Raw genomic sequence first — 20,036 nt, 5'->3', positions numbered from 1 at the left:
GGTTACCGTTGGCTGCTACAACCTACAAGATTGTGTAGATACCTGTGGTCATCGCAGGCAAGCCAGTTCACACAAGGGGCAGTATTTCAAGTGGGGAAGGTGTAGGCCCGCTCTACCTTGCACACTCGCGTGTGAAACGCCGCATACCAAGTGGCCCGCCCTTGCTCGCGCACCTGCCGATGCTCGGCCTGCTGTTTCCAGGCCAGGATCGCCGCCTCGCTGGTCCAATAGGACACGGTGATTCCCAGCCCATCCTCCCGCGCTGATTCCACCCCCAGAAACCCCGGTTGTTGCCTGGCCAGTTCCAGCATACGTGTGGCGGCTTCGCCATAACCCTGATCGCCATCCGTACGCAGCGAGCTGAAAATCACCGCGTAATACGGTGGGGCGGGTGTCTTGGCGATCATGCCGATACCTCCTGGCAGGCGTTGAGCAGCGCAATCGCCAGCGGCGGCGTGATGCCCTTGAGCGCGGCGCGTTCGGGCTGGAACAGGGTGGCGACGAAGAACGGGTGGTCGAGCAGTTCCACCGCGCGCAGGTCGCCCGCCGAATCGTGGCCGGTGGGGATCAGGTTGGCTTGCAGCAGGGCGTCGGCGAAGGTGGGGTTGATGCCGTAGCGGCAGCGGTATCCTTCGTGGATAGCCAGGCTGCCGTAGGCCTGGGCAATGCGCGTGTATGGGGCCAGGCGCACGGTGTCGCTCACTTCCACCAGGGAGCAGTCCAGCGGCGTGATGACGGCGCGCTCAGCATCCGGTACTAATTCGCCGTGCTGGGCATCGGCCCAACCGAGCACGTTGCGGGCATATTCCAGCACGGCATGTTGAAAACCGCCGCAGGTGCCGAGGAAAGGGCGACCTTGTTCGCGGGCAAAACGGATCGCCCGCAGGGCGCCGTCGACATCGCGATAGGGGCTGCCGGGCACGCACCAGAAGCCGTCAAAGTCGTGCAGGGCAGAAGTGCAGGTGAGGGTGTCGGTGGCCAGCCATTGCACCTGGACACTCAGGCCCAGAGCGTCGGCGGCCTGTTGCAGGGCCACGGGAATGGCCTGGTGGGCGGTCACATCGGGGTGGTAGTCACCGATCAGGGCAAGGTGCAGCGCGGGGGTTGGCATCGTGTACGTCCCATGGCTTGTGGTGGGTTGATACCCACTATAGATTGGCGCTCACGCAATCAATATTGGCGTTTGCCCACATGTTCAATGCAGCCACGCACTATCAAATCGACTACGCTGACCTGTCATTGATCCTGGCGCTGGTGCGCGGCGGCACTCTGGCGCGGGCGGCGGCGTTGCTGCGGGTGGATGTGTCCACGGTGTTCCGTGCGGTGCGACGGCTGGAGGCGGCGCTGGGCCAGACCCTGTTTGAAAAAAGCCGTGCCGGTTATTTGCCCACCAGCCTGGCGAGCAACCTGGCACAACAGGCCGAGCGTGCCGAGCAGGCGCTGGAGGCGGCGCGCATTGGCGTGGAGCAGGGCGGTGAAGTGATCAGCGGCACCGTGCGCCTGACCTGCACCGACTCGGTGTTGCAAGGCTTGCTGTTGCCGGCCCTCGCGCAGTTCATGCCGGCCTACCCGGCGTTGACCCTGGAACTGAGCACCTCCAATGACTTCGCCAACCTCAGCCGCCGCGATGCGGATATCGCCCTGCGCCTGACGAAGGCGCCGCCAGCGCATCTTGTCGGACGCTGCCTGGGGCCGGTGACCTATCAGGTGTGTGCCAGTGCCGACTATGCGCGCCAGCACCCAGGCCATGACTGGGCCGACCTGGCCTGGATCGCGCCAGACGACTTTTTACCCGATCACCCCACCGTCATCTGGCGTCGTGAACATTTGCCGGGCGTGCGTCCCCGTTATCGGTGCAACAGCATGCAGTCGGTGACCGAATTGGTAAGGGCTGGATTGGGCGTGGCGGCACTGCCGGATTTTCTCATGGGCGATGGCCTGCAACCGCTGGGCCCTGCGCTGGCAGGGCACGATACGGCGCTGTGGTTGTTGACGCGGCCTGATTGCCGGGCGTTGCGCTCGGTGGTGACGCTGTTTGATGAGCTGGGGCGGCATGTGCGCTGGCTGCGAAGTTAACCTCCAGACAGCCAGCGCCAATGGGTCAGCGATTACCTCGCTCGTTCGCAAACGCGCTCACCGCCTGTACCGCCTCGCCGGTGCCTTCGCGAATCTGCAGGATCACCGTGCCGGCCTGGTTGGCCAGTTCCACACCCTGGGCGGCGCGGTCGCGGGTGGCGTCCATGCTGTCGATGGCTTGGCGGGTTTCGTCCTGGATCATGGCGATCATGCCGGAGATTTCGGCGGTGGAGCCGCTGGTGCGCGCCGCCAGTTGCCGTACTTCATCGGCCACCACGGCAAAGCCACGGCCCTGCTCGCCGGCGCGGGCGGCTTCGATGGCGGCGTTGAGGGCCAGCAGGTTGGTCTGGTCAGCAATGCCGCGAATGGTATTGACGATGGCGGTGATCTGTTGCGAGCGCTCGCCCAGCTTGGCGATCAGTTGCGAAGAGGTGTCGATATCCACGGCAATTTCGCGCATGCCGGTGGCGGTTTTCTGAATCACCTCGGCGCCTTTTTCCGCCATCTCCTGGGTGTTCAACGACAGGTGATAAGCCTGTGCGGCGCTTTGTGCGTCGGCGGCATGCTGTAGCACGCGGGCGGTGACGTCCGAGGCGAACTTCACCACTTTGCACAGGCGCCCGCTGGCGTCGTACACCGGGTTGTAGTTGGCTTCCAGCCACACCACCTGGCCGTGTTTGTCCACCCGCTCGAACTGGCCATTGAACAGCTCGCCCTGGTTCAAGCGCTTCCAGAACTCGCTGTAGGCCGCACTGTTGGCCAGCTCGGGCGTGCAAAACAGGCGATGATGCTTGCCCTGGATCTGCGCCAGGCTGTAGCCCATGCGCTGCAGGAAATTGCCGTTGGCGGTGATGATGGTGCCGTCGAGGTTGAACTCGATCATCGCCATGGCGCGGTCGATGGCTTCGAGCTTGGCGTTGGCTTCGCTTTCGGCCTGCAGGCGTGGGGTGACGTCCATGGCGTATTTCACCACTTTGATCACGTTCCCCGCTTCATCCCGTACCGGGTTATAGCTGGCTTCCAGCCACACCGAGGCGCCGTTGGCGCCTACTCGTTCAAAGGTGCCCGACTGGAATTGGCCGTTGCGCAGGTGTGTCCACAGCTGGTTGTAATCCGCGCTGCGGGCGAACGCCGGGGTACAGAACATCCGGTGGGGCTGGCCCAGGATCTGTTCGGCGCGGTAACCCATGGTCTTGAAGAAGTTGTCATTGGCGCGCAGCACGGTGCCTTGCAGGTCGAATTCGATCACGGCCATGGAGCGCTCAATGGCGTCCAGCAGGCTGGTCTGTTGGGCAAGGCTGTGTTGCAGGGTACTGATGGTTTTCTTGTGAGTGTGAAATAGCATGGTGGAGGGCTCGGGCATGCAAGCGTATGCGGGGTCCATGTATTTGCGCCTGACCCCGTAGGGCCCCTGGCCTTACGGTTGACTTGCTCATTGCCAGCTTCCTGATGCTGACAGAGGGGGTGGAACAACGGTCTCAGAGTGATCAATCGGCCTGGAAGTTCGCCCATCAGGCAGGACTATTTTGGCCAGGCGACCAATGGCGGCATTATGCTATTGCAGCAGGTGGACGGAGCAAGATTCGGACGAGTTGTCATCAGACAACTCAGGCTGAATGAGCGGCCGTGCATTCGCTGACCTTGACGCGGTTGCGGCCGCTGTTTTTGGCGGTGTACAACGCGCGATCCGCCGCATCGAGCCACATGACCGCGTCCTTGAACGACGGGTGGAAATCCGCCAGGCCAATGCTCAGGCTGACGCGCAGGTCGGGGATCTGCGCATGACGATAGCCGCTGAAGGTTTCGCGTAGATGTTCCATCACCTGGGCAGCGGCGTGCAGGGGCATTTTCGGCAGAATCACACAGAACTCATCGCCGCCGTAGCGGCCGGCCAGGTCTTCTTCGCGCAAGTGTTCGCGCAGCGCTTGGCTCAACTGGCGCAGTACCGCGTCACCGACGGTGTGGCCATGCACGTCGTTGATGTGCTTGAAGTGGTCGATATCGATCAAGGCAATGGTCGCTTGGCCCTGTTGCTGCTGGCACTTGTGAAACTTGAGGTTGAGCAGGTCTTTCCATGAACCATGGTTGAGCAGGCCGGTAAGGCTGTCGACGCGGCTCAGGGCGCTGAGGGCGCGTTTGTGCTCCGACAGTTTGATCGCCAACTGGTAACAGACCATGCCGATGGCCATCGGGTAGAGCGTCAGCATCGGCAGGCAGGTGTAGACCTCGGTGAGGCTGACGCTGGGGTCGAACTTGACGCCGAACAGACCCCAGGCCACCGCGATACCGGCCGCCTGTGCCAGCAACCCGCGCAGGAACAGGCGTTTGCCACCGGCTGCGACGTTGTTCATGGCCATCATCGACAGAATGGTCACCGCTGTCAGTGGTGAAAACTGGGCGGCAGCGGCCCAAAAACCGCCCAGCACCGAGTCATACAGCAGGTTGCGTTGTTCGGCCTGGTAGGGAAACGGCGAGTGGGTGGAAATCAGGTACGCCACGTGCGGCCAGGCAATGCCGTTGAACAACAGCAACGCCCAGACCCAACCGGGCATCGACAAGGGATACAACGCGCCGATCACGCTGATGCTGCCGATACCCAGGCCGATAATCCTTGGCGTGTAGATTCGCCTGGCAAATGAAAGCCCTTTGCCTCGTCTGTTTTCCATAGTGTCCTGGGTCAACTTTTTTTGCGGGTGCAACAGCACGCGTCAACGGGCAGAGCCGGTGGTCGGATAAGAAAGGTGAATTGTCGATTATTCCCGTGGGATTAATCAGTGTCCTTCCAGGCCATTTGCGCAAAACAGCGGGTAAATACGCCAGAAACGACCTTAAATGTCGCGCCTGCAACAGGGCTTACTGGGGCGGGTGCTGCGTGCTGGCTTCGTAACCGGCGAGAAACAGGTCGATGGCCGATTCGATGACGTGGGCCTGTGCGACAAGGTCGAGGGTGGGCTGGCCGAGGGTGATTTGCGGCCAGAACGCAAAAGCCTTGAGCAGGCTTTGGATCTGATGGGCAGCGAACGCCGGGTCGGTGCAGGTGAGGCGGCCATCTTCCTGAGCGGCGCGTACCCATTGGGTAAAGCCTTCTTCCCGTGCGCTGAGGCGGTTGACCATGTCTTGCGCACGCTCCGGCGAATGGATGGTGGCAGCAATGGCCACGCGTGCCAGGTCGAGGAAGTTGGCGTCCGACATCATCTGCATTTTCGCTTCCAGCAACGTGCGCAGTTGGTCGCGCAGGGGGCGGTCGCTGGTGTAGATCACGTCCAGTTGGGCAACACTGCTGGCCCACAACTGGTGGAGGATCTCGGCGAACAGTTCTTCCTTGCTAGGGAAATGGTTGTACACCGTGCGCTTGGAAACGCCCGCAGTGGCGGCGATTTTGTCCATGCTGGTGACCTCGAAGCCGTTCTCGCGAAATTCGGCAATCGCCGCCGCCACGATGGCTTCGCGTTTACGCTCGGTGAGGCGTTTGGGGGCAGTCATGGAAGGCATTCGACTCAACAATGAAATTACACCGAGCAGTTTACTTGCTCCGGATTTTGTTGCAATCTAGAAACTACACTGTGCAGTGTAATACTTGAGCGGACCGCAGGAGTCACTTCGTCATGGCCACTATTTCAACCCGTCTCGACCCTGCGCCCTCGGCGCCCAAGCCTGCCGAGCAGGGCCTGGGGCACTTCAGCAACGACGCCCCGGTGCAGCACGGTGGCTTGGGCAAGACCCTGCGTATTTTCTGGAACATGCTGTTCAACAAACCGCGCACCACCCGGCCGGTGGGGCAGATTCCGGTACAGCCACTGACTCGCGAGCAGTTATTGGCCGCACCTGATCACAGCGTGTATCGCCTCGGCCATTCAACGGTGTTGCTGAAAATGCGCGGTAAATTCTGGGTCACCGACCCGGTGTTTGCCGAGCGCGCCTCGCCATTTCGTTGGGCCGGCCCCAAGCGTTTTCATCAGCCGCCGATCAGTCTTGAAGAGCTGCCAGCGCTGGAAGCGGTAATCCTTTCCCACAATCATTACGACCATCTCGACCGCAAAGCAGTGGTCCAATTGGCCGAAAAGACCCGCTACTTCCTGGCGCCCTTGGGCGTGGGTGACACGCTGGTCAAATGGGGCGTAGACGCCAGCAAAGTGCGCCAACTGGAGTGGTGGCAGGGCACCGAAGTCGATGGCGTTCGTTTTGTCTGCACGCCGGCCCAGCACTTTTCCGGGCGCGGCCTGTTTGATGGCAACCAGACCCTATGGTGCTCCTGGGTGATGATCGACGACACGCGACGTATCTTTTTCAGTGGCGACACCGGCTATTTCGACGGTTTCAAACGCATCGGCGAGCAATACGGGCCGTTTGACCTGACCCTGATGGAAACCGGCGCTTACAATGTTGATTGGCCCCATGTGCACATGCAGCCTGAGCAGACACTGCAGGCGCATATCGATCTGAAAGGGCGCTGGCTGCTGCCGATTCATAACGGCACCTTCGACTTGGCCTTCCACGCCTGGCACGAACCGTTCGACCGCATCATGGCCCTGGCCTGGGAGCGCAATGTCTCGATCACCACCCCGGCAATGGGCCAGGCATTTCGCTTGATTCAGCCCGAGCGTGGGCATGCCTGGTGGCTGGAAGTGGAGCCTCAACCGGTTAACGAACACGCAGCAGGCTGAGCCGAAAACCCGCTTGGAAAAGAGTTTTTCAGCGGATTTCAGCTCTGCGACAAACGCCAAATGAGAGTGCGATGATCCCGCGGGAATTTTATCTCCGGGAGGACGTTTCGATGGACAGCCACTGTAAGAAGCTTTGGAGAATGGGGTTGCCTTGCGCCCCAGCCCAGCCACTGCCCGCGCCAATAAACGCCGCCGACGTGCCCGCTTCACCACCCCATGCAGCCCCCACTTCTATTGTCTTTGGCGCCGAACAGGCTGCGGGCGCCACGCTCGTCCCTGGGTATAACGCCCTGGCGCCCCATATACGGCCAGTACGTGACCCGGCGCTATCACTTGTCGCCATCAGCGGCGTGGACCCTACCGAACCGGTAATGGTCGAAGTACCGCTGGTATTGAATAACACCACCTTCACCGCCACGCAGGCGTTGACGGGCTATCGGATCGGCTATGCCGAGCGCTATGTGCAGGGCAATCAGGTAGAGCCGGTTGAGCGCAGCGCGGCTTTGCAGCGGGTTTTCGACACCCTGCGTCACGCCGGTGTGCAATGGGTAGCGGTGGACATGCAGCGCAGTGGCGACAGTCAGCAGGCCTGTCGTGAAATCGATGAACTGGTGGCAGGTCTTCGCCTGGATGCCCTGGTGTCGGAGGACCCGGAAGCCGCCTTCCATCACGCCTCCAGAAGCGGATACCCCACGGCGTGTGAAACCCTGGAGGATGGCTCCCGAGTCTGGTTTTACGGCGCGCGCTGGGCAGGTGATCGTTTGGCGGCACTGGTGCGCGCTTACCGCGTGCTTCGGCCATAGACGGTATAGATGCCTACACCGGGCTGGGAAGGGTAGGACGCGGTGGCAGGATTCGCCTGAAATAACCGTGGGGTGTCGGCTCTTAGACTGGTGCGGTGTTATCGGCAGATAGCGCTCACACTCAGTCAAAAAGAGGGGCATTTGATGATCGGACCAGTTTCGGCAGGTGGATGGGCGACAGGCCTGCTTCAGGAGCTTTCAAACCCTGTGCAAGGTTTCAAAAGTGCCTGCCAGATGTCAGTGGAGATGGGCCAGGGAGGCGGCGTCACCTCAGAGTCACTGTTGAAGGACTCGCTCAAGCAAATTGCCAATATTGATCGCGGGCTACAGGGCGGCAATGCATTCTTGGAAACCAACCCGGATGCCCTCAGTGAGGCGAAGGCCCGCGATAAGGAGCGTGCCGATGGCCGTGTTCGCGGGCATTTGCATGGTGTGCCGATAGCGCTGAAGGATGTCTTTGAAACCAACGACCGCATGCAGACCAGCGCAGGCTCAAAGGCTTTGGTTGGCGCGCCGGCCACTAAAAATGCCAAGGTCGTCGACAATTTGCTGAAAGCCGGAGTGGTGATTGTAGGCAAAACCAATATGAGTGAGCTGTCCAACTTTCGCTCACTATCACCTGCCGATGGCTGGAGTTCCCGAGGTGGCCAGACGTTGAACCCGCATCGACTTGGCGGGCCGGTGGCAGGCTCCAGTTCTGGCTCGGCAGTAGCTGTAGCGCAAGGGCATGTGCCGGTGGCGTTGGGGCTGGAAACCAACGGCTCGATCATCAGCCCGGCAGCCCACAACGGTGTGTTTGGCCTGAAAACCACGACGGGCCTGGTCAGCACCGAAGGCATCATGACCAGCACCCGCATGGATGCGGTGGGGACTTTCACTCGCAATATCTGCGATGCGGCAGAAGCGCTTAACGCAATGACCGAGACCACTGTGTATACCAAGGGCCTGCGTTCCGACGCCTTGAAGGGTAAGCGAATTGGCTATACCCCTTTACCTGAGCTGTCTGCTGAGGAGGCCAAGGACCCAGCCAAGCGAGCAGACCGCAAGCACTATGAGCAGGCGCTGGAGGTATTGAAGGCCCAGGGTGCGATCCTGGTGCCAGTGGAGGCGCTGGAAGATAGCGTGTCAGATGAAGCTTTTGAAGCATATAACGAAGCGCTTTTCTCCGAGGTCAAGCAGCAACTGGACGACTATCTCGCCGGGCGGGAGGGCTTGCCGGTCAAATCACTTTCTGAGCTGATCGCTTTTATCAAACGCACGCACAAAGCTGGTGAGCCAGACCAGAAACTGTTGGAAATGATCAATGACCTGGAGACCACCCCGCAAAAACGCGAGGCGTTGTGGGAAGCGATCCTTCCTGTATTTCAGAAAACCGTTGATGACCCCATGAAGGAGCACAAGCTCGACGCCATGGTGTCGAACTTTCTGTCCCACAACTATTTTTACAGTGCTGCGGCCGGGTACCCCGGTATATCCGTTCCATCAGGCATGGATGATGAAGGCATGCCGACAGCACTTTATTTTTATGGCTCCGGCAATAGTGAAGCCACCTTGCTCTCTGTCGCCTATGGTTATGAACAAGCCTCGCAGGCCATCCGAGAACCGGCTTTTCTCCCAGGTATTCCTTTTACGCAAACACCAGCCAGTCCAGATAAAACGGTTGAGGCCACCAACGGCTGAAATTGAGTCAGCCTCTGCTGGTTGCCACTGTTGAACCCATCAATTGAGAAATGAGGCCTTGCACAGAAGGTTGCGCCGCCGGGGTATCAAACCGGCGCGCACTCATCCCCCACCCCGGTGCGAACCCCGGGAAAAACACCAGCCCTTCGGCCTCCAGGCGAAACGCCAGGATCAAACGGGTTTCATCGTCCACGTCGCCGTGGCCTTCCAATTGCTCAATTGCTGGTACCGCCACGCCAGCCTGGCGAGCCAGCTCTTCGCGGCTCCAGCCCAGCATGACGCGCGCCTGCGCGCAGTGTTTGGCGGTGAATTGATGCAGGACGATCTGTTGTTCTACGAAAGAACTCATTGCCAGAGAGGACATGGGGTTTTCTCCAGGTTCGACAGGGGAGGTGCAACTATACTGTGTTTTTGTACAGTTGTTTCTACCGCTCATCCACTGGCGATGCAACCCCTTATGATTCCAGCGCTGGCGCCTCACGAATAATCAGGTGGTCCAGGTTCTCGATCCTGGCGCTGAATACCCCGAACGTTTGCTCGGGGTTTTTCTTACTGGGCACCTGCATAAGCTGCGGTGTGACCCCATAGAAAAAGCAATACAGCGGCCGTTCACTGCTGGCCGCCGCCTTGATCTGCTCCAGGAATGCCGTGCGCTTGCGGTAGTTTTCGATGAGCTTTTTGCTCAGGTAGACGTTCACCGAATAAGGCTTCTTGTCGAGCCACACCTTCTTCTCGAAGTCGATGCGAAAGCTGCTGGTGTAGTCCTTGATGGCCTTGATCTTGCCCCAGTAGATCAAACCCTGGTTGTCTTGCAGGTATTCGATCCTCTTGAAGAATGCCCAGTAGCTCGCCGTGTGCTCACCGATCTTCAAGGACATGGCCTTGAGCTTGTCCTTGTCATCGATGTTGGACACGTAGCACTCCACCGGGTGTGCGAACACGCTGGTTTTGTCCGGGGTTGTGTCACTGTTGCCAGAGGATGTCGACGCGCGGTTTGCAGGCGCTTTCGTCGGTTCTTGCAGGGCGCTTGCGTCGTTGCCGACTACCGGCGTTTTAGGCGCGTACAGTCGCCGCGTCAGCACAAACTCCGATGGGAAATTTTCCTCACGCTCGTCATCACTTTCACCCGTCGCCGATTTATGGCTGCCGGCATAGCGGCAGCCATCGATATGCCGAGTGCCGGGTTTGTTCTTGAAGTGCGGCGTGCGCTGGTAGTTGACGTTCTTGGCGTTGAAAGTGCTCAGCGCATTGGTGCTATCGAAGGCCGCGCGGCAGGCGTCGTTGGGGCACAGAAAGCTGTCCTTGTCGGAATCGAAGCCGGTGGTTTCGTCGAAATTCAGGTCTCGCACGTCATAGATCGACAGCTTGTCGTCGAGACTCAGGCTGTAGGCCGTGTCGAATTTCATGGGGCTCGGGTCCGTCAGAGGTTTGGCTATTAATAGCCGGATCTTGGGTAAATATCAGCAAGAACCTGCCACGCGGCGCCCGCTCAAGAAACACAGGGTGCCGCCTATGGCAGTGAGTGCGGCCAGGGCAAAGAACATGCTGGTGGGTGCTGCGTTGATCAGCAGGTAGCCACAAATCACCGGACTCATGGCCCCGCCAAACGCGGCCAGGTTCTGGGCACCATAGTAACTGCCCCGTAGTGCATCCGGCGCAATGGTGTCGATAAACAGAAATTCCGAGGGGTAAATGATCATCTCGCCCAAGGTGAACACGAACATCGCCAGGCACCAGCTCAGCAGACTGTTCGCCTGGCTGAAGCCGACCAACCCGGCAATAAACAATAAGGTACCCAGCACGATCCAATGGCGCAGTTGCTCGCGCTTGAGGAATCGACCGATTTGGTACTGCATCAAAATCACGGTGATGGCGTTGCAGGCCAGCACCGCCGACAGAATTTTCAGTGCCTGGTCGGGTGTGTAGGCCACTAGCAAAAACTGCGACAGATACAGGGTGTAGCGCCCATGGACGATGGTGCTCAACAGGCTGCCGCTGGTGAACAGGATCAACGTGCGGTCGCTGCGCAAGGTGCGCAGGGTGCTGAGAAAGCTCTGGGGTTTATGACTGTCGTCCCGTTGAGTCGGCGCAATACCGATCATCAGGAACAGGCTGCCAAAGGCAATGGCACTGGCAATCAGGAACGGCGCCCACGGCAGTTGGCCAGCAATCAATACGCCCAACATCGGGCCGGTCGCATAGCCCACATTGGTCAGGGTGTAGCGCAGGGAAAACACCTTGGCGCGCTCACCCACCGGCAGGTTCTCGCTGATGATCGCCTTGGAGCCGATCAGGAACAACGCCGACGCGGCTTCAGTGATGACCAGGGTCAGGGTGGTGAGGTAGAGGTTGCTGGCAAAGGTCAGCAACAAAAAACCGATGGAGCTGGAGAGCATGGCCAGGATCAGCAGCTTGCGCTTTTCCAGGCGGTCGATGATGTAGCCGCCGTACAACCCCAGGAGCGTGGCGATAAACACGGCAATCCCCATCAGCAGGCCGATGTCCTGCTGGTTGAGGCCCAGGCGTGTGCTCAGCCAGAGGGCCAGCAACGGGCTGGTCATGGCGCGGCTGACCACGATGGTCACCGAGCAGATCATCAGGCGACGGATTACCAGGGAGTAGGTGGCCACAGTGGGGTGGGATCCTTGTTATACCTTCACGACAACACAACTTAAATGTGAACACAGAACCAGTGTGGGAGCTGGCTTGCCTGCGATAGCGGTGGGCCAGTTTGCATCGTCATTGGCTGAACCACCGCTATCGCAGGCAAGCCAGCTCCCACAGGGTTTTGCAGTGTTTACTGGCCTGCGTTTATGCTGATCTTCTCGACCGCCCCCTGCTCCAGATCCCACTTCTTCAGGATCTTGGCATAGGTCCCATCATCAATCATGCCCTGCAACGCCTCACTGATCGCCGCGACCAACTCGGTATTGCTCTTCTCAATCCCAAGCCCGGTGAACTGCTTGGAAATCGCCAGCCCCACCGCCTTGTACTTACCCTTGTCCAACGACATCAAATAAGGAATGGTCTCGCTGCCCTGCATCGCCGCATCCAGGCGGTTTTGCTGCAACTGCGCGCGGGCATCTGCCGAGCCTTCGGTGCCGATCACCACGATTGCCGGCTTACCCGCCGCTTCGCAGTTTGCCTTGCTCCAGGCGGTAATTTCCGACGGCCAGGTGGTGCGGCGGCTGGTGCCGACTTTTTTACCGCACAGGTCGGTCAATTCCTTGATCTCTTCACGCTTGGCCAGGGTGTACAGCTGTGGGCCGCTGGTGAAGTAGTCGACGAAGGTCACGGCCTTCTGGCGCTCGGCGGTGTCGGTCATGCCTGACAGCACGATGTCCACACGCTTGGTGGTCAAGCCGCTGAGCATCTGCTCGAAGCCGGTTTCCTGCCACTTGATCTTCACGCCCAGGCGCTCGGCGAGGGCGTTGCCCAGGTCGAAGTCAAAACCGGTGAGTTTGTTGGTGGCCGGGTCCTTGAAGTCCATCGGCGGGTAGTTCGGCACGATGGCCGCGCTGATCTCACCCTTGTCCTTGATGGCTTGCGGCAAGGCTGCCAATACACACGAGGAGGCCATCAGGCCTGCAAGCAAGGTAGGGATAAACATCTTTTTCATGGGGGCGTTCTCGTTAGTTTTTTAGTTAAGTGCGAACGGCAGAAATAAAGCTTTGGGTACGCGGGTTTTGTGGGCTTATTAGAATGTCTTCGGGGCTGCCGGCTTCCACAATCTGGCCGGCGTCCATAAACACCATGCGGTTGGACACTTCGCGAGCGAAGCCCAATTCATGGGTGACCACGATCATGGTCATGCCGGTGGTGGCCAAATCGCGCATCACCGACAGCACTTCGCCTACCAGCTCTGGGTCGAGGGCTGACGTGGGTTCGTCAAACAGCATCAACTTGGGGCGCATCGCCAAGGCCCGGGCGATTGCCACACGCTGTTGCTGGCCACCGGACAATTCCACCGGGTAGGCATTGCGCTTGTCCGCCAGGCCAACGCGGGCCAGCAATTCCAGCGCATCTTCGATGGCTTCCTTGGGCGAGCGCTTGAGCACCTGGCACGGGCCTTCGATGATGTTTTGCAACACGGTCATGTGCGGGAACAAATTGAACCGCTGGAACACCATGCCGGTGGCCAGGCGCTGGCGGGCGATCTGCGCTTCGTTCATTTCGTGCAGCTTGTTGCCGACCACCCGGTAACCGACCAGTTCGCCATCGACCCACAGGCCGCCCTTGTCGATTTTTTCCAGCTGGTTGACGCAACGCAGCAGGGTACTTTTGCCCGAGCCGGACGGGCCGATGATGCACATCACCTCGCCTTGCTCGACCTCGATATTGATGTCACGCAGGGCGTGATACTGGTCGTAATACTTGTTCAGGTTGACGGCCTTGACGATGCTTCTCATGGGGCAAATCTCCTCAACCCAGACTTACGAACGCTTGCCGGCGCCGCGGGCAAAACGACGCTCGAGGCGGCTTTGACCAAATGAAAGAACAGTCACCACCGCCAGGTACCAGATGCCCGCCACAATCAGCAGCTCCATCACCCGGGCGTTGGCGTAGTAGATGTTTTGCGCGTTGTGCAGCAGCTCGGAGTACTGGATCACACTGGCCAGGCTGGTCATTTTCACCATGCTGATGAACTCGTTGCCGACCGGCGGGATGATCACGCGCATGGCCTGCGGCAGAATGATCCTGCGCAGCGCCTGCAGGCTCGGCATGCCGATGGACTTGGCCGCCTCGTACTGGCCTGTGTCCACCGACAGCAAGCCAGCCCGCACCACCTCGGCGGTGTAGGCGCCCTGGTTGATGCTCAAGCCGAGCAGGGCTGCCACGAAGGGCGTCATCAGGTCGACGGTGTCGATGCTGAACAGGCCCGGAATCGCGATCACCGGGAAGATCAACGCCAAGTTGAACCACAGCAGCAACTGCAAAATCAGCGGTGTACCGCGAAACAGCCAGGTGTAGGTGATGGCCACGTAACGCAGGATCGGGTTGGCCGACATGCGCATGATCGCCGTGATCACCCCGATCACCACGCCCAATGCCATCGCCAGGATCGACATGACGATGGTGTTCACCAGGCCCCACAGGATGGCTTGCGATGTGAGGAACTGGCCAATGTAGGACCATTCGATCTGGCCATTGGCAAACGCGCGCAACAGCGCCGCCAACACAATCACGATCAACGTGGCAAAAAACATCCGCCCGTAATAGCGCCGCGGGACATGCTCGTACTGCGTGATATCGAACTGGTTCTCGGACAACTTGCGCTCGGCTTCCAAGCGCTCTGCCGGGGTTTGGCTCATGCTGCTACTCCAAATGCTGTACACAACCGCCCACTGCAGGAGCGAACTTGCTCGCGAGAATCGTCAACGCTAACGCGGGCAACCTGACACCCCGCATTATTTTCGGGTGCTTCGCGAGCAAGCTCGCTCCTACAAAGTGAGCGCGTTCAAATTCTGAAACCGGTGTAGGTGTCGGCCCATTGCTGCTGAGCGACCAGTGCCGTCTTCAACCGCCCAATCTGCTCCTTCACCCGCTCCGGCGCAGTCCCACCCCAGCCACTGCGCGCCGCAATCGCCGCCTCCAGGGTCAGGCAATCACGCACGTCCGGGGTGAGCCGCCCATCCACCTCGGCCAACATCGCCGGCGAGGCTTGCCACAACTCAATCTCATGCTGCTCACAAGCCTGCACCAGCGCGCCGGTTATTTCATGGGCCTCCTTGAACGGCACCCCACGGGTGGCCAACCAATCCGCCACCTCAGTCGCCAAGGTAAAACCCATCGGAGCCTGGCGTCGCAACTCCTCTACCTGCACCTTCATGGTCGCCACCATCCCGGCCATCGCCGGCAACACCAGCAGCAAGGTGTCCACACTGTCCAACACGCTGTGCTTGTCTTCACTCAAATCGCGGTTGTACGACAGTGGCAACGACTTGAGCGTCGACATCAGCCCGGTCAGGTTGCCGATCAAACGCCCGGCCTTGCCCCGCGCCAGTTCGGCAATGTCCGGGTTCTTTTTCTGCGGCATGATCGAACTGCCGGTGGCGTAGGCATCGTCCAGCACCACCCAGCGAAACTGGCGCGATGACCACAGGCAAAACTCCTCCGACAGTCGCGAAATATTCACCCCGAGCATGCCCGCCACAAACAGGAACTCCGCCACATGGTCACGGCTGGCGACAGCGTCGATGGAGTTTTCACACGGCCCGGTGTAGCCCATTTCCTTGGCCGAGTGCTGCGGCTGACGTGCTATCGCCGAACCTGCCATGGCGGCCGCGCCCAATGGCGACAGCGCCGTACGCGCATCCCAATCCACCAGGCGCTGCACATCGCGCAGCATCGACTGCGCGTGAGCCAGCAAGTGATGGGCGAACACAATGGGTTGCGCCTGCTGCAAATGGGTAAAGCCCGGGCAGATGCTCTGCACATGTTGCTCGGCCTGTTCAACCAACGCCTGCTGCAAGCCCAACACCTCGGTGGCGATGGTGCGCGCATGGTCACGCAGGAACAGGCGCAGATCGTTGGCCGTCTGGTCATTGCGCGAGCGCCCGGCGCGCAACTTGCCGCCCAGGGCACCGAGGCGCTCGGTCAATACGCGTTCGATAAAGGTGTGCACGTCCTCATCATCCAGGGTGGGATGCAGACGACCGGCAGCGAAATCCTCACCGATACGGTCCAGGGCTTCGAGGGTGCTCAGGGTTTCTGACTCATCCAGCAAACCGGCGCGCTGCAACTCACGGGCATGGGCGCGGGAGCCGGCCAGGTCGTAGGGCGTCAGGCGAAAATAACGCTCAGGGCAACGCGACAACGCGGCCAATGCCGCAGACGGACCGGTCTTGAAACGAGCGCCCCAAAGGCGGTCGGTGGGCTGGGACATGGGTGTTCCTCACGCTTGTTTTTAGAAGAGTCGGAGGCAGTTTCAACAGAAGTTTATCGGCGTAGAACCGGCATCTGACGCGCCGTATTCAAGGTTGCCAAGGGCGGATGTTTATGTTCATTATCGCCGCCTGGCTATGTTCAAGGATTGGGTTAAAGCCTGTTGAATATGGCACTCGAGGTCAACGCGCATTATGGAAACCCCACTTTCCACTTCTGGAAACCTGCCGCCAAAACCTGGCAGCCGAGCACCACTGCAACTGAGCGGGCTGGACTTCAAATTGCTGCGGGTATTTATGGCCGTGGTCGAAGCCGGCGGCTTCAGTGCTGCGCAAAATGAGCTGAACGTGGGCCTGGCCGCCATCAGCAAACAGATCTCCGACCTGGAGATTCGCATCGGCATGCGCCTGTGCACACGGGGCCGCGAAGGGTTCGGGCTGACCGAAGAAGGCAAGTTGGTGTATCAAGCGTCCATCGAGTTATTCACCTCGGTGGACAGTTTTCGCGACAAGCTTAGTTCGGCACAGAATGAACTCATCGGCGACCTGAGTGTGGGCGTTATCGATAACACCGTCTCCGACGTTAACTCGCCGCTGATTACCGCCCTGGGCAACTTACATCGCCAATCGCCAAAAATAAGATTGCGCCTACATGCCTCGCAATTGGACGAAGTTGAACGCGGCGTCGTGGAAGGGCGCCTGGTCGCCGGCATCGTCCCGGTGTACCAACGCCGTGAAGAATTCGATTACTTCCCGCTCTACGAAGAAAAGGCCCACGCCTACTGCGCCGTAGGGCATCCACTGTTCACCGCCAGCGACATCACCCCCGATGCCCTTCGCCAATATGAAGTGGTGAACCATCGGTATGCGATCCATCGCGACAAGGCCAACTTCGTCAACCACGACAGCCAGTCCGCCTCGGCCTCACAAGTGGAAGCCGTCGCCATCCTGATCCTCACCGGCCGCTTCCTGGGCTTTCTGCCAGAACACTACGCCACGCCACTGGTAGGGGAAGGACGCCTGCGCGCACTGTGCCCGGAGCAGGTACAGCTGAGCACCGCGTTCAACCTGATCCTGCGTCACAACGCGCCGAGAAGCCCGATGGTAAAAGCCTTTGCAACAGCGCTGGGTGTAGACCTGAAGACGCCGGCCTAAGCCTCAACAAAGCTCAAATGTGGGAGCTGTCGAGCCCCAGCGAGGCTGCGATGGGGGAGCACCTCGGTCGCCCGTCGATCTACAAACCCGTATCGCTAGCTTTTTCGAAGCGAGAAGTGGATTTTTTTAACGAATTTCAATACTCATTACTATTTTTCGCGACCGCAGAGGATGATAGGTCTGTTTCATGAAGGCCTTGAGCGCCTTCATGCTTGGCTTGCCGAAAATCAACGTTCAACCAGTAACGAAATGTATATCCCATTGACATATCCATTTCGTGGTGTAGCGTTGCGTAATCACACGACCACTGGAGGTAGGCCAATATGGATCAAGGTTCTGTATTTCAAAGCAACCGCAGCCAAGCTGTACGTTTGCCAAAGGCAGCTGCGCTGCCGGATGACGTAAAACGTGTAGATGTCGTCTCAATCGGTAGGGCCCGAATCATCACCCCAGCCGGTGAGTCATGGGACAGCTGGTTCGATGGCGAGGGTGTCACGCCGGATTTCATGAACGACCGAGATCAGCCTGCTGACCAAGAGCGGGAATCTTTTTAATGCTCAAGTTCATGCTCGATACCAACATCTGTATCTTCACAATCAAAAACAGACCTCAGCAGGTGCGCGAAACCTTCAAAAAGCACTATGGCCAACTAGCTATCAGTACAGTAACCCTGATGGAGCTGATTTACGGCGCGGAAAAATCACCTAACCCAGAGCGAAACCTGGCTGATGTCGAAGGCTTTGCAGCACGTCTGGAAGTTTTGAAATACGACCAGGATGCCGCTATGCACACAGGCCAACTTCGCGCTGAGCTAGCGAGAGCTGGTACTCCGATAGGTTCATACGACCAGATGATCGCTGGGCATGCCCGTTCGCAGGGCCTGATTATGGTCACTAACAACCGGCGCGAGTTCGACCGCGTGCCAGGTTTGCGGGTAGAAGATTGGGTGTAAGCGGCGAGGTAAAATGCCGTACCGAATACGGTTTACGCACCACGCCGATCCAAATGTGGGAGCTGTCGAGCCCCAGCGAGGCTGCGATGGGATCGCCTCGGTTCACCCGCCAACCCCGCCCGCCCACCCGCATCACCGCTGCACTCGAGCCCGCTTTTTCTTCTTCGCATGAAAATGCCGAAAATGCGCATCCTGCGCCGCCGCCAGCAATTCCCGATCCCCACGCGTATCGCCCCAGGCCCTGAGCCGATACTCCCCCAGGTCCCCATACACCGCCTCAAGCCGCAGCACCTTGTTCTCACAACGGCAATTATTCCCGGTGAGTTTGCCGGTCAGCACCCCATCCACCACCTCAAGCTCAGTGCCGATCAAACGAATGCCAAGCCGGTCGGCAAACGGCTGCAACACCAACGCCGGCGACGCCGAACACAGCGTTACCACCGCCCCGGACTTCACCTCATCCGCCACCGACTGCAAACCGCTCGGGCGCATCAACTTGCTCCAGCGCGCCTGGCAATATTCCTGTGCTTGCTGCTCAACCCAAGCCTTCTTCACCCCGGTCATGAAGGTGCGAATCAACTGCGCCTTCAACTCATCCCGGCTGATCTGCCGCACCAAAAACCGCAGCCCCGGCACCGCCAGCTTGACCATCCGGCCATAAAACTCACCGGTGCCGAAGGCAAACTTGAGGAAGGGCACGAAACTGTCGTGGTGGGTGAGGGTGCCGTCGAAGTCAAAGACGGAAAGTACTTTGGCGTCTGCGGGGCCGGCTTCGAGCATGTCTGGGTTCACGGGTTGGCCTCGGTCCTATCTAATAGTTTTTAAGCTGACATCAGCTGTGACAACGGGAGTCTACTCCCGTGCCAATCTTCCAATTTTGGCGTAAAGCTCTTCGGTGAAAGCTTCCCGATCACTTGACTGGTGACAACGCTGATAGCAATTGGGGCACAAGGCTACAGCATTGGGGGGGCGATCCGAACCCTTCCGGGCCAGGTGCTTGACGTGATGTACTTCAAGAAATGGCAAATTCCTTTTTCACCGACGAAAAAAAGCCCTGAACATGTCAGGGCTTCCTTTAGTGCTTAATCTGGATCAATCCCAGCTCAACGCCCCACCCGTCTGGTACTCGATCACGCGGGTCTCGAAGAAGTTTTTCTCTTTCTTCAAGTCCATGATCTCGCTCATCCACGGGAATGGATTGGTGGTGCCTGGGTACTCTTCCTTCAAGCCAATCTGCGTCAAACGACGGTTAGCGATGAATTTCAAATAATCTTCCATCATCGCCGCATTCATGCCCAACACCCCACGCGGCATGGTGTCGCGAGCGTATTCGATCTCCAGCTGCGTACCCTGCAGAATCATCTGGGTCGCTTCTTCTTTCATCTCGGCATCCCACAGGTGTGGGTTTTCGATTTTGATCTGGTTGATCACGTCGATACCGAAGTTCAGGTGCATCGACTCATCGCGCAGGATGTACTGGAACTGCTCGGCCACGCCGGTCATTTTGTTGCGGCGGCCCATGGACAGGATCTGGGTGAAGCCGCAGTAGAAGAAGATGCCTTCCAGTACACAGTAGTAAGCGACCAGGTTGCGCAGCAGCTCTTTGTCGGTGTCGACGGTGCCGGTTTCGAACTTCGGATCGGAGATCGAGCGGGTATATTTCAGGCCCCAGGCGGCTTTTTTAGCGACCGATGGAATCTCGTGGTACATGTTGAAGATCTCGCCTTCATCCATGGCCAGCGATTCGATGCAGTACTGGTAGGCGTGGGTGTGGATCGCTTCTTCGAAGGCCTGGCGCAGGATGTACTGGCGGCACTCGGGG

Annotated in this window: 21 protein-coding genes and 1 pseudogene; 7 read left to right on the top strand and 15 right to left on the bottom strand. The window is 59.1% G+C overall.

The window, feature by feature from the left end; translation table 11 throughout:
• Positions 1-86: 86 nt before the first annotated feature.
• Positions 87-407, bottom strand: a complete 321-nt coding sequence (locus tag A7K61_RS25770; RefSeq protein ID WP_047711623.1) for an antibiotic biosynthesis monooxygenase — start codon at positions 405-407, stop codon at positions 87-89.
• Entirely contained in the window at positions 404-1,111 is a 708-nt protein-coding gene (locus tag A7K61_RS25765) for a CTP synthase (protein ID WP_047711622.1), read from the bottom strand. The genes A7K61_RS25770 and A7K61_RS25765 overlap by 4 nt, the downstream gene beginning before the upstream one ends.
• A gap of 80 nt (positions 1,112-1,191) precedes the next feature.
• On the opposite strand from A7K61_RS25765, the gene A7K61_RS25760 reads away from it, so the two are divergent.
• Positions 1,192-2,076, top strand: a complete 885-nt coding sequence (locus A7K61_RS25760) for a LysR family transcriptional regulator (RefSeq protein WP_044273615.1) — start codon at positions 1,192-1,194, stop codon at positions 2,074-2,076.
• Positions 2,077-2,101: 25 nt separating this feature from the next.
• Here the strand turns inward: A7K61_RS25760 and A7K61_RS25755 are convergent, their stop codons facing one another.
• From A7K61_RS25755 to A7K61_RS25745, 3 genes are all read right to left on the bottom strand, one after another.
• The gene (locus A7K61_RS25755) at positions 2,102-3,421 is read right to left on the bottom strand and encodes a PAS domain-containing methyl-accepting chemotaxis protein (protein ID WP_069558635.1); all 1,320 of its coding nucleotides are present in this window, start codon (positions 3,419-3,421) and stop codon (positions 2,102-2,104) included.
• 262 nt (positions 3,422-3,683) lie between these two features.
• Positions 3,684-4,742 (bottom strand): diguanylate cyclase, encoded by a 1,059-nt coding sequence (locus A7K61_RS25750; protein ID WP_044273616.1) that lies wholly within the window; start codon positions 4,740-4,742, stop codon positions 3,684-3,686.
• A gap of 187 nt (positions 4,743-4,929) precedes the next feature.
• A complete protein-coding gene (locus A7K61_RS25745; protein WP_069558634.1) occupies positions 4,930-5,559 on the bottom strand; it encodes a TetR/AcrR family transcriptional regulator in 630 nt (209 codons plus the stop codon).
• A 122-nt stretch (positions 5,560-5,681) separates the two neighbouring features.
• Between A7K61_RS25745 and A7K61_RS25740 the strand changes: the two genes are divergently transcribed.
• The 3 genes from A7K61_RS25740 (at position 5,682) to A7K61_RS25730 (ending at position 9,223) form a co-directional block, all read left to right on the top strand.
• Positions 5,682-6,740, top strand: coding sequence for an MBL fold metallo-hydrolase (locus A7K61_RS25740; RefSeq protein ID WP_069558633.1), 1,059 nt, complete (start codon positions 5,682-5,684; stop codon positions 6,738-6,740).
• A gap of 140 nt (positions 6,741-6,880) precedes the next feature.
• Entirely contained in the window at positions 6,881-7,543 is a 663-nt protein-coding gene (locus tag A7K61_RS33240) for a hypothetical protein (protein ID WP_238597310.1), read from the top strand.
• Between the two features lie 234 nt (positions 7,544-7,777).
• Positions 7,778-9,223, top strand: a complete 1,446-nt coding sequence (locus A7K61_RS25730) for an amidase family protein (protein ID WP_044273703.1) — start codon at positions 7,778-7,780, stop codon at positions 9,221-9,223.
• 7 nt (positions 9,224-9,230) lie between these two features.
• Here A7K61_RS25730 and A7K61_RS25725 read toward each other — a convergent pair whose 3' ends face one another.
• The 7 genes from A7K61_RS25725 to argH all read right to left on the bottom strand — a co-directional run bounded on the left by A7K61_RS25725 (position 9,231) and on the right by argH (position 16,109).
• Positions 9,231-9,587: a helix-turn-helix transcriptional regulator gene (locus A7K61_RS25725; RefSeq protein ID WP_044273619.1), complete on the bottom strand. Its 357-nt coding sequence runs from the start codon at positions 9,585-9,587 to the stop codon at positions 9,231-9,233.
• Between the two features lie 91 nt (positions 9,588-9,678).
• Positions 9,679-10,629 carry a hypothetical protein gene (locus tag A7K61_RS25720; protein WP_069558631.1) on the bottom strand — a complete coding sequence of 317 codons (951 nt, stop codon included), beginning with the start codon at positions 10,627-10,629 and terminating at the stop codon, positions 9,679-9,681.
• Between the two features lie 54 nt (positions 10,630-10,683).
• A complete protein-coding gene (locus A7K61_RS25715; RefSeq protein WP_069558630.1) occupies positions 10,684-11,853 on the bottom strand; it encodes an MFS transporter in 1,170 nt (389 codons plus the stop codon).
• 167 nt (positions 11,854-12,020) lie between these two features.
• Positions 12,021-12,842: an ABC transporter substrate-binding protein gene (locus tag A7K61_RS25710; RefSeq protein WP_069558629.1), complete on the bottom strand. Its 822-nt coding sequence runs from the start codon at positions 12,840-12,842 to the stop codon at positions 12,021-12,023.
• Between the two features lie 25 nt (positions 12,843-12,867).
• Positions 12,868-13,632 (bottom strand): amino acid ABC transporter ATP-binding protein, encoded by a 765-nt coding sequence (locus A7K61_RS25705; protein WP_003193648.1) that lies wholly within the window; start codon positions 13,630-13,632, stop codon positions 12,868-12,870.
• Between the two features lie 24 nt (positions 13,633-13,656).
• Positions 13,657-14,535, bottom strand: a complete 879-nt coding sequence (locus A7K61_RS25700) for an amino acid ABC transporter permease (RefSeq protein WP_044273622.1) — start codon at positions 14,533-14,535, stop codon at positions 13,657-13,659.
• 146 nt (positions 14,536-14,681) lie between these two features.
• Positions 14,682-16,109, bottom strand: coding sequence for an argininosuccinate lyase (argH, locus tag A7K61_RS25695; protein ID WP_069558628.1), 1,428 nt, complete (start codon positions 16,107-16,109; stop codon positions 14,682-14,684).
• 193 nt (positions 16,110-16,302) lie between these two features.
• Between argH and A7K61_RS25690 the strand changes: the two genes are divergently transcribed.
• The 3 genes from A7K61_RS25690 (at position 16,303) to vapC (ending at position 18,214) form a co-directional block, all read left to right on the top strand.
• Complete coding sequence (locus A7K61_RS25690; RefSeq protein ID WP_069558627.1) at positions 16,303-17,262, top strand: LysR family transcriptional regulator; 960 nt, start codon at positions 16,303-16,305, stop codon at positions 17,260-17,262.
• Positions 17,263-17,585: 323 nt separating this feature from the next.
• Complete coding sequence (vapB, locus tag A7K61_RS25685; protein WP_034135537.1) at positions 17,586-17,816, top strand: type II toxin-antitoxin system VapB family antitoxin; 231 nt, start codon at positions 17,586-17,588, stop codon at positions 17,814-17,816.
• Complete coding sequence (gene vapC, locus A7K61_RS25680; protein ID WP_069558626.1) at positions 17,816-18,214, top strand: tRNA(fMet)-specific endonuclease VapC; 399 nt, start codon at positions 17,816-17,818, stop codon at positions 18,212-18,214. The genes vapB and vapC overlap by 1 nt, the downstream gene beginning before the upstream one ends.
• 132 nt (positions 18,215-18,346) lie before the next feature.
• Here vapC and A7K61_RS25675 read toward each other — a convergent pair whose 3' ends face one another.
• The 3 genes and pseudogenes from A7K61_RS25675 to A7K61_RS25670 form a co-directional block, all read right to left on the bottom strand.
• Entirely contained in the window at positions 18,347-18,994 is a 648-nt protein-coding gene (locus A7K61_RS25675; RefSeq protein ID WP_069558625.1) for an HAD-IB family hydrolase, read from the bottom strand.
• A gap of 72 nt (positions 18,995-19,066) precedes the next feature.
• Positions 19,067-19,240, bottom strand: a pseudogene (locus tag A7K61_RS31775) (HNH endonuclease); the annotation flags it as partial.
• A gap of 66 nt (positions 19,241-19,306) precedes the next feature.
• Positions 19,307-20,036, bottom strand: a 730-nt coding sequence (locus A7K61_RS25670; protein WP_139129554.1) for a ribonucleotide-diphosphate reductase subunit beta, incomplete at its 5' end; no start/stop codon positions are given.

This window comes from Pseudomonas sp. AP42, assembly GCF_001728935.1.
In the GTDB taxonomy this organism is placed as follows: domain Bacteria; phylum Pseudomonadota; class Gammaproteobacteria; order Pseudomonadales; family Pseudomonadaceae; genus Aquipseudomonas; species Aquipseudomonas lactis.
This window is presented reverse-complemented; position numbering and strand designations above follow the sequence as displayed.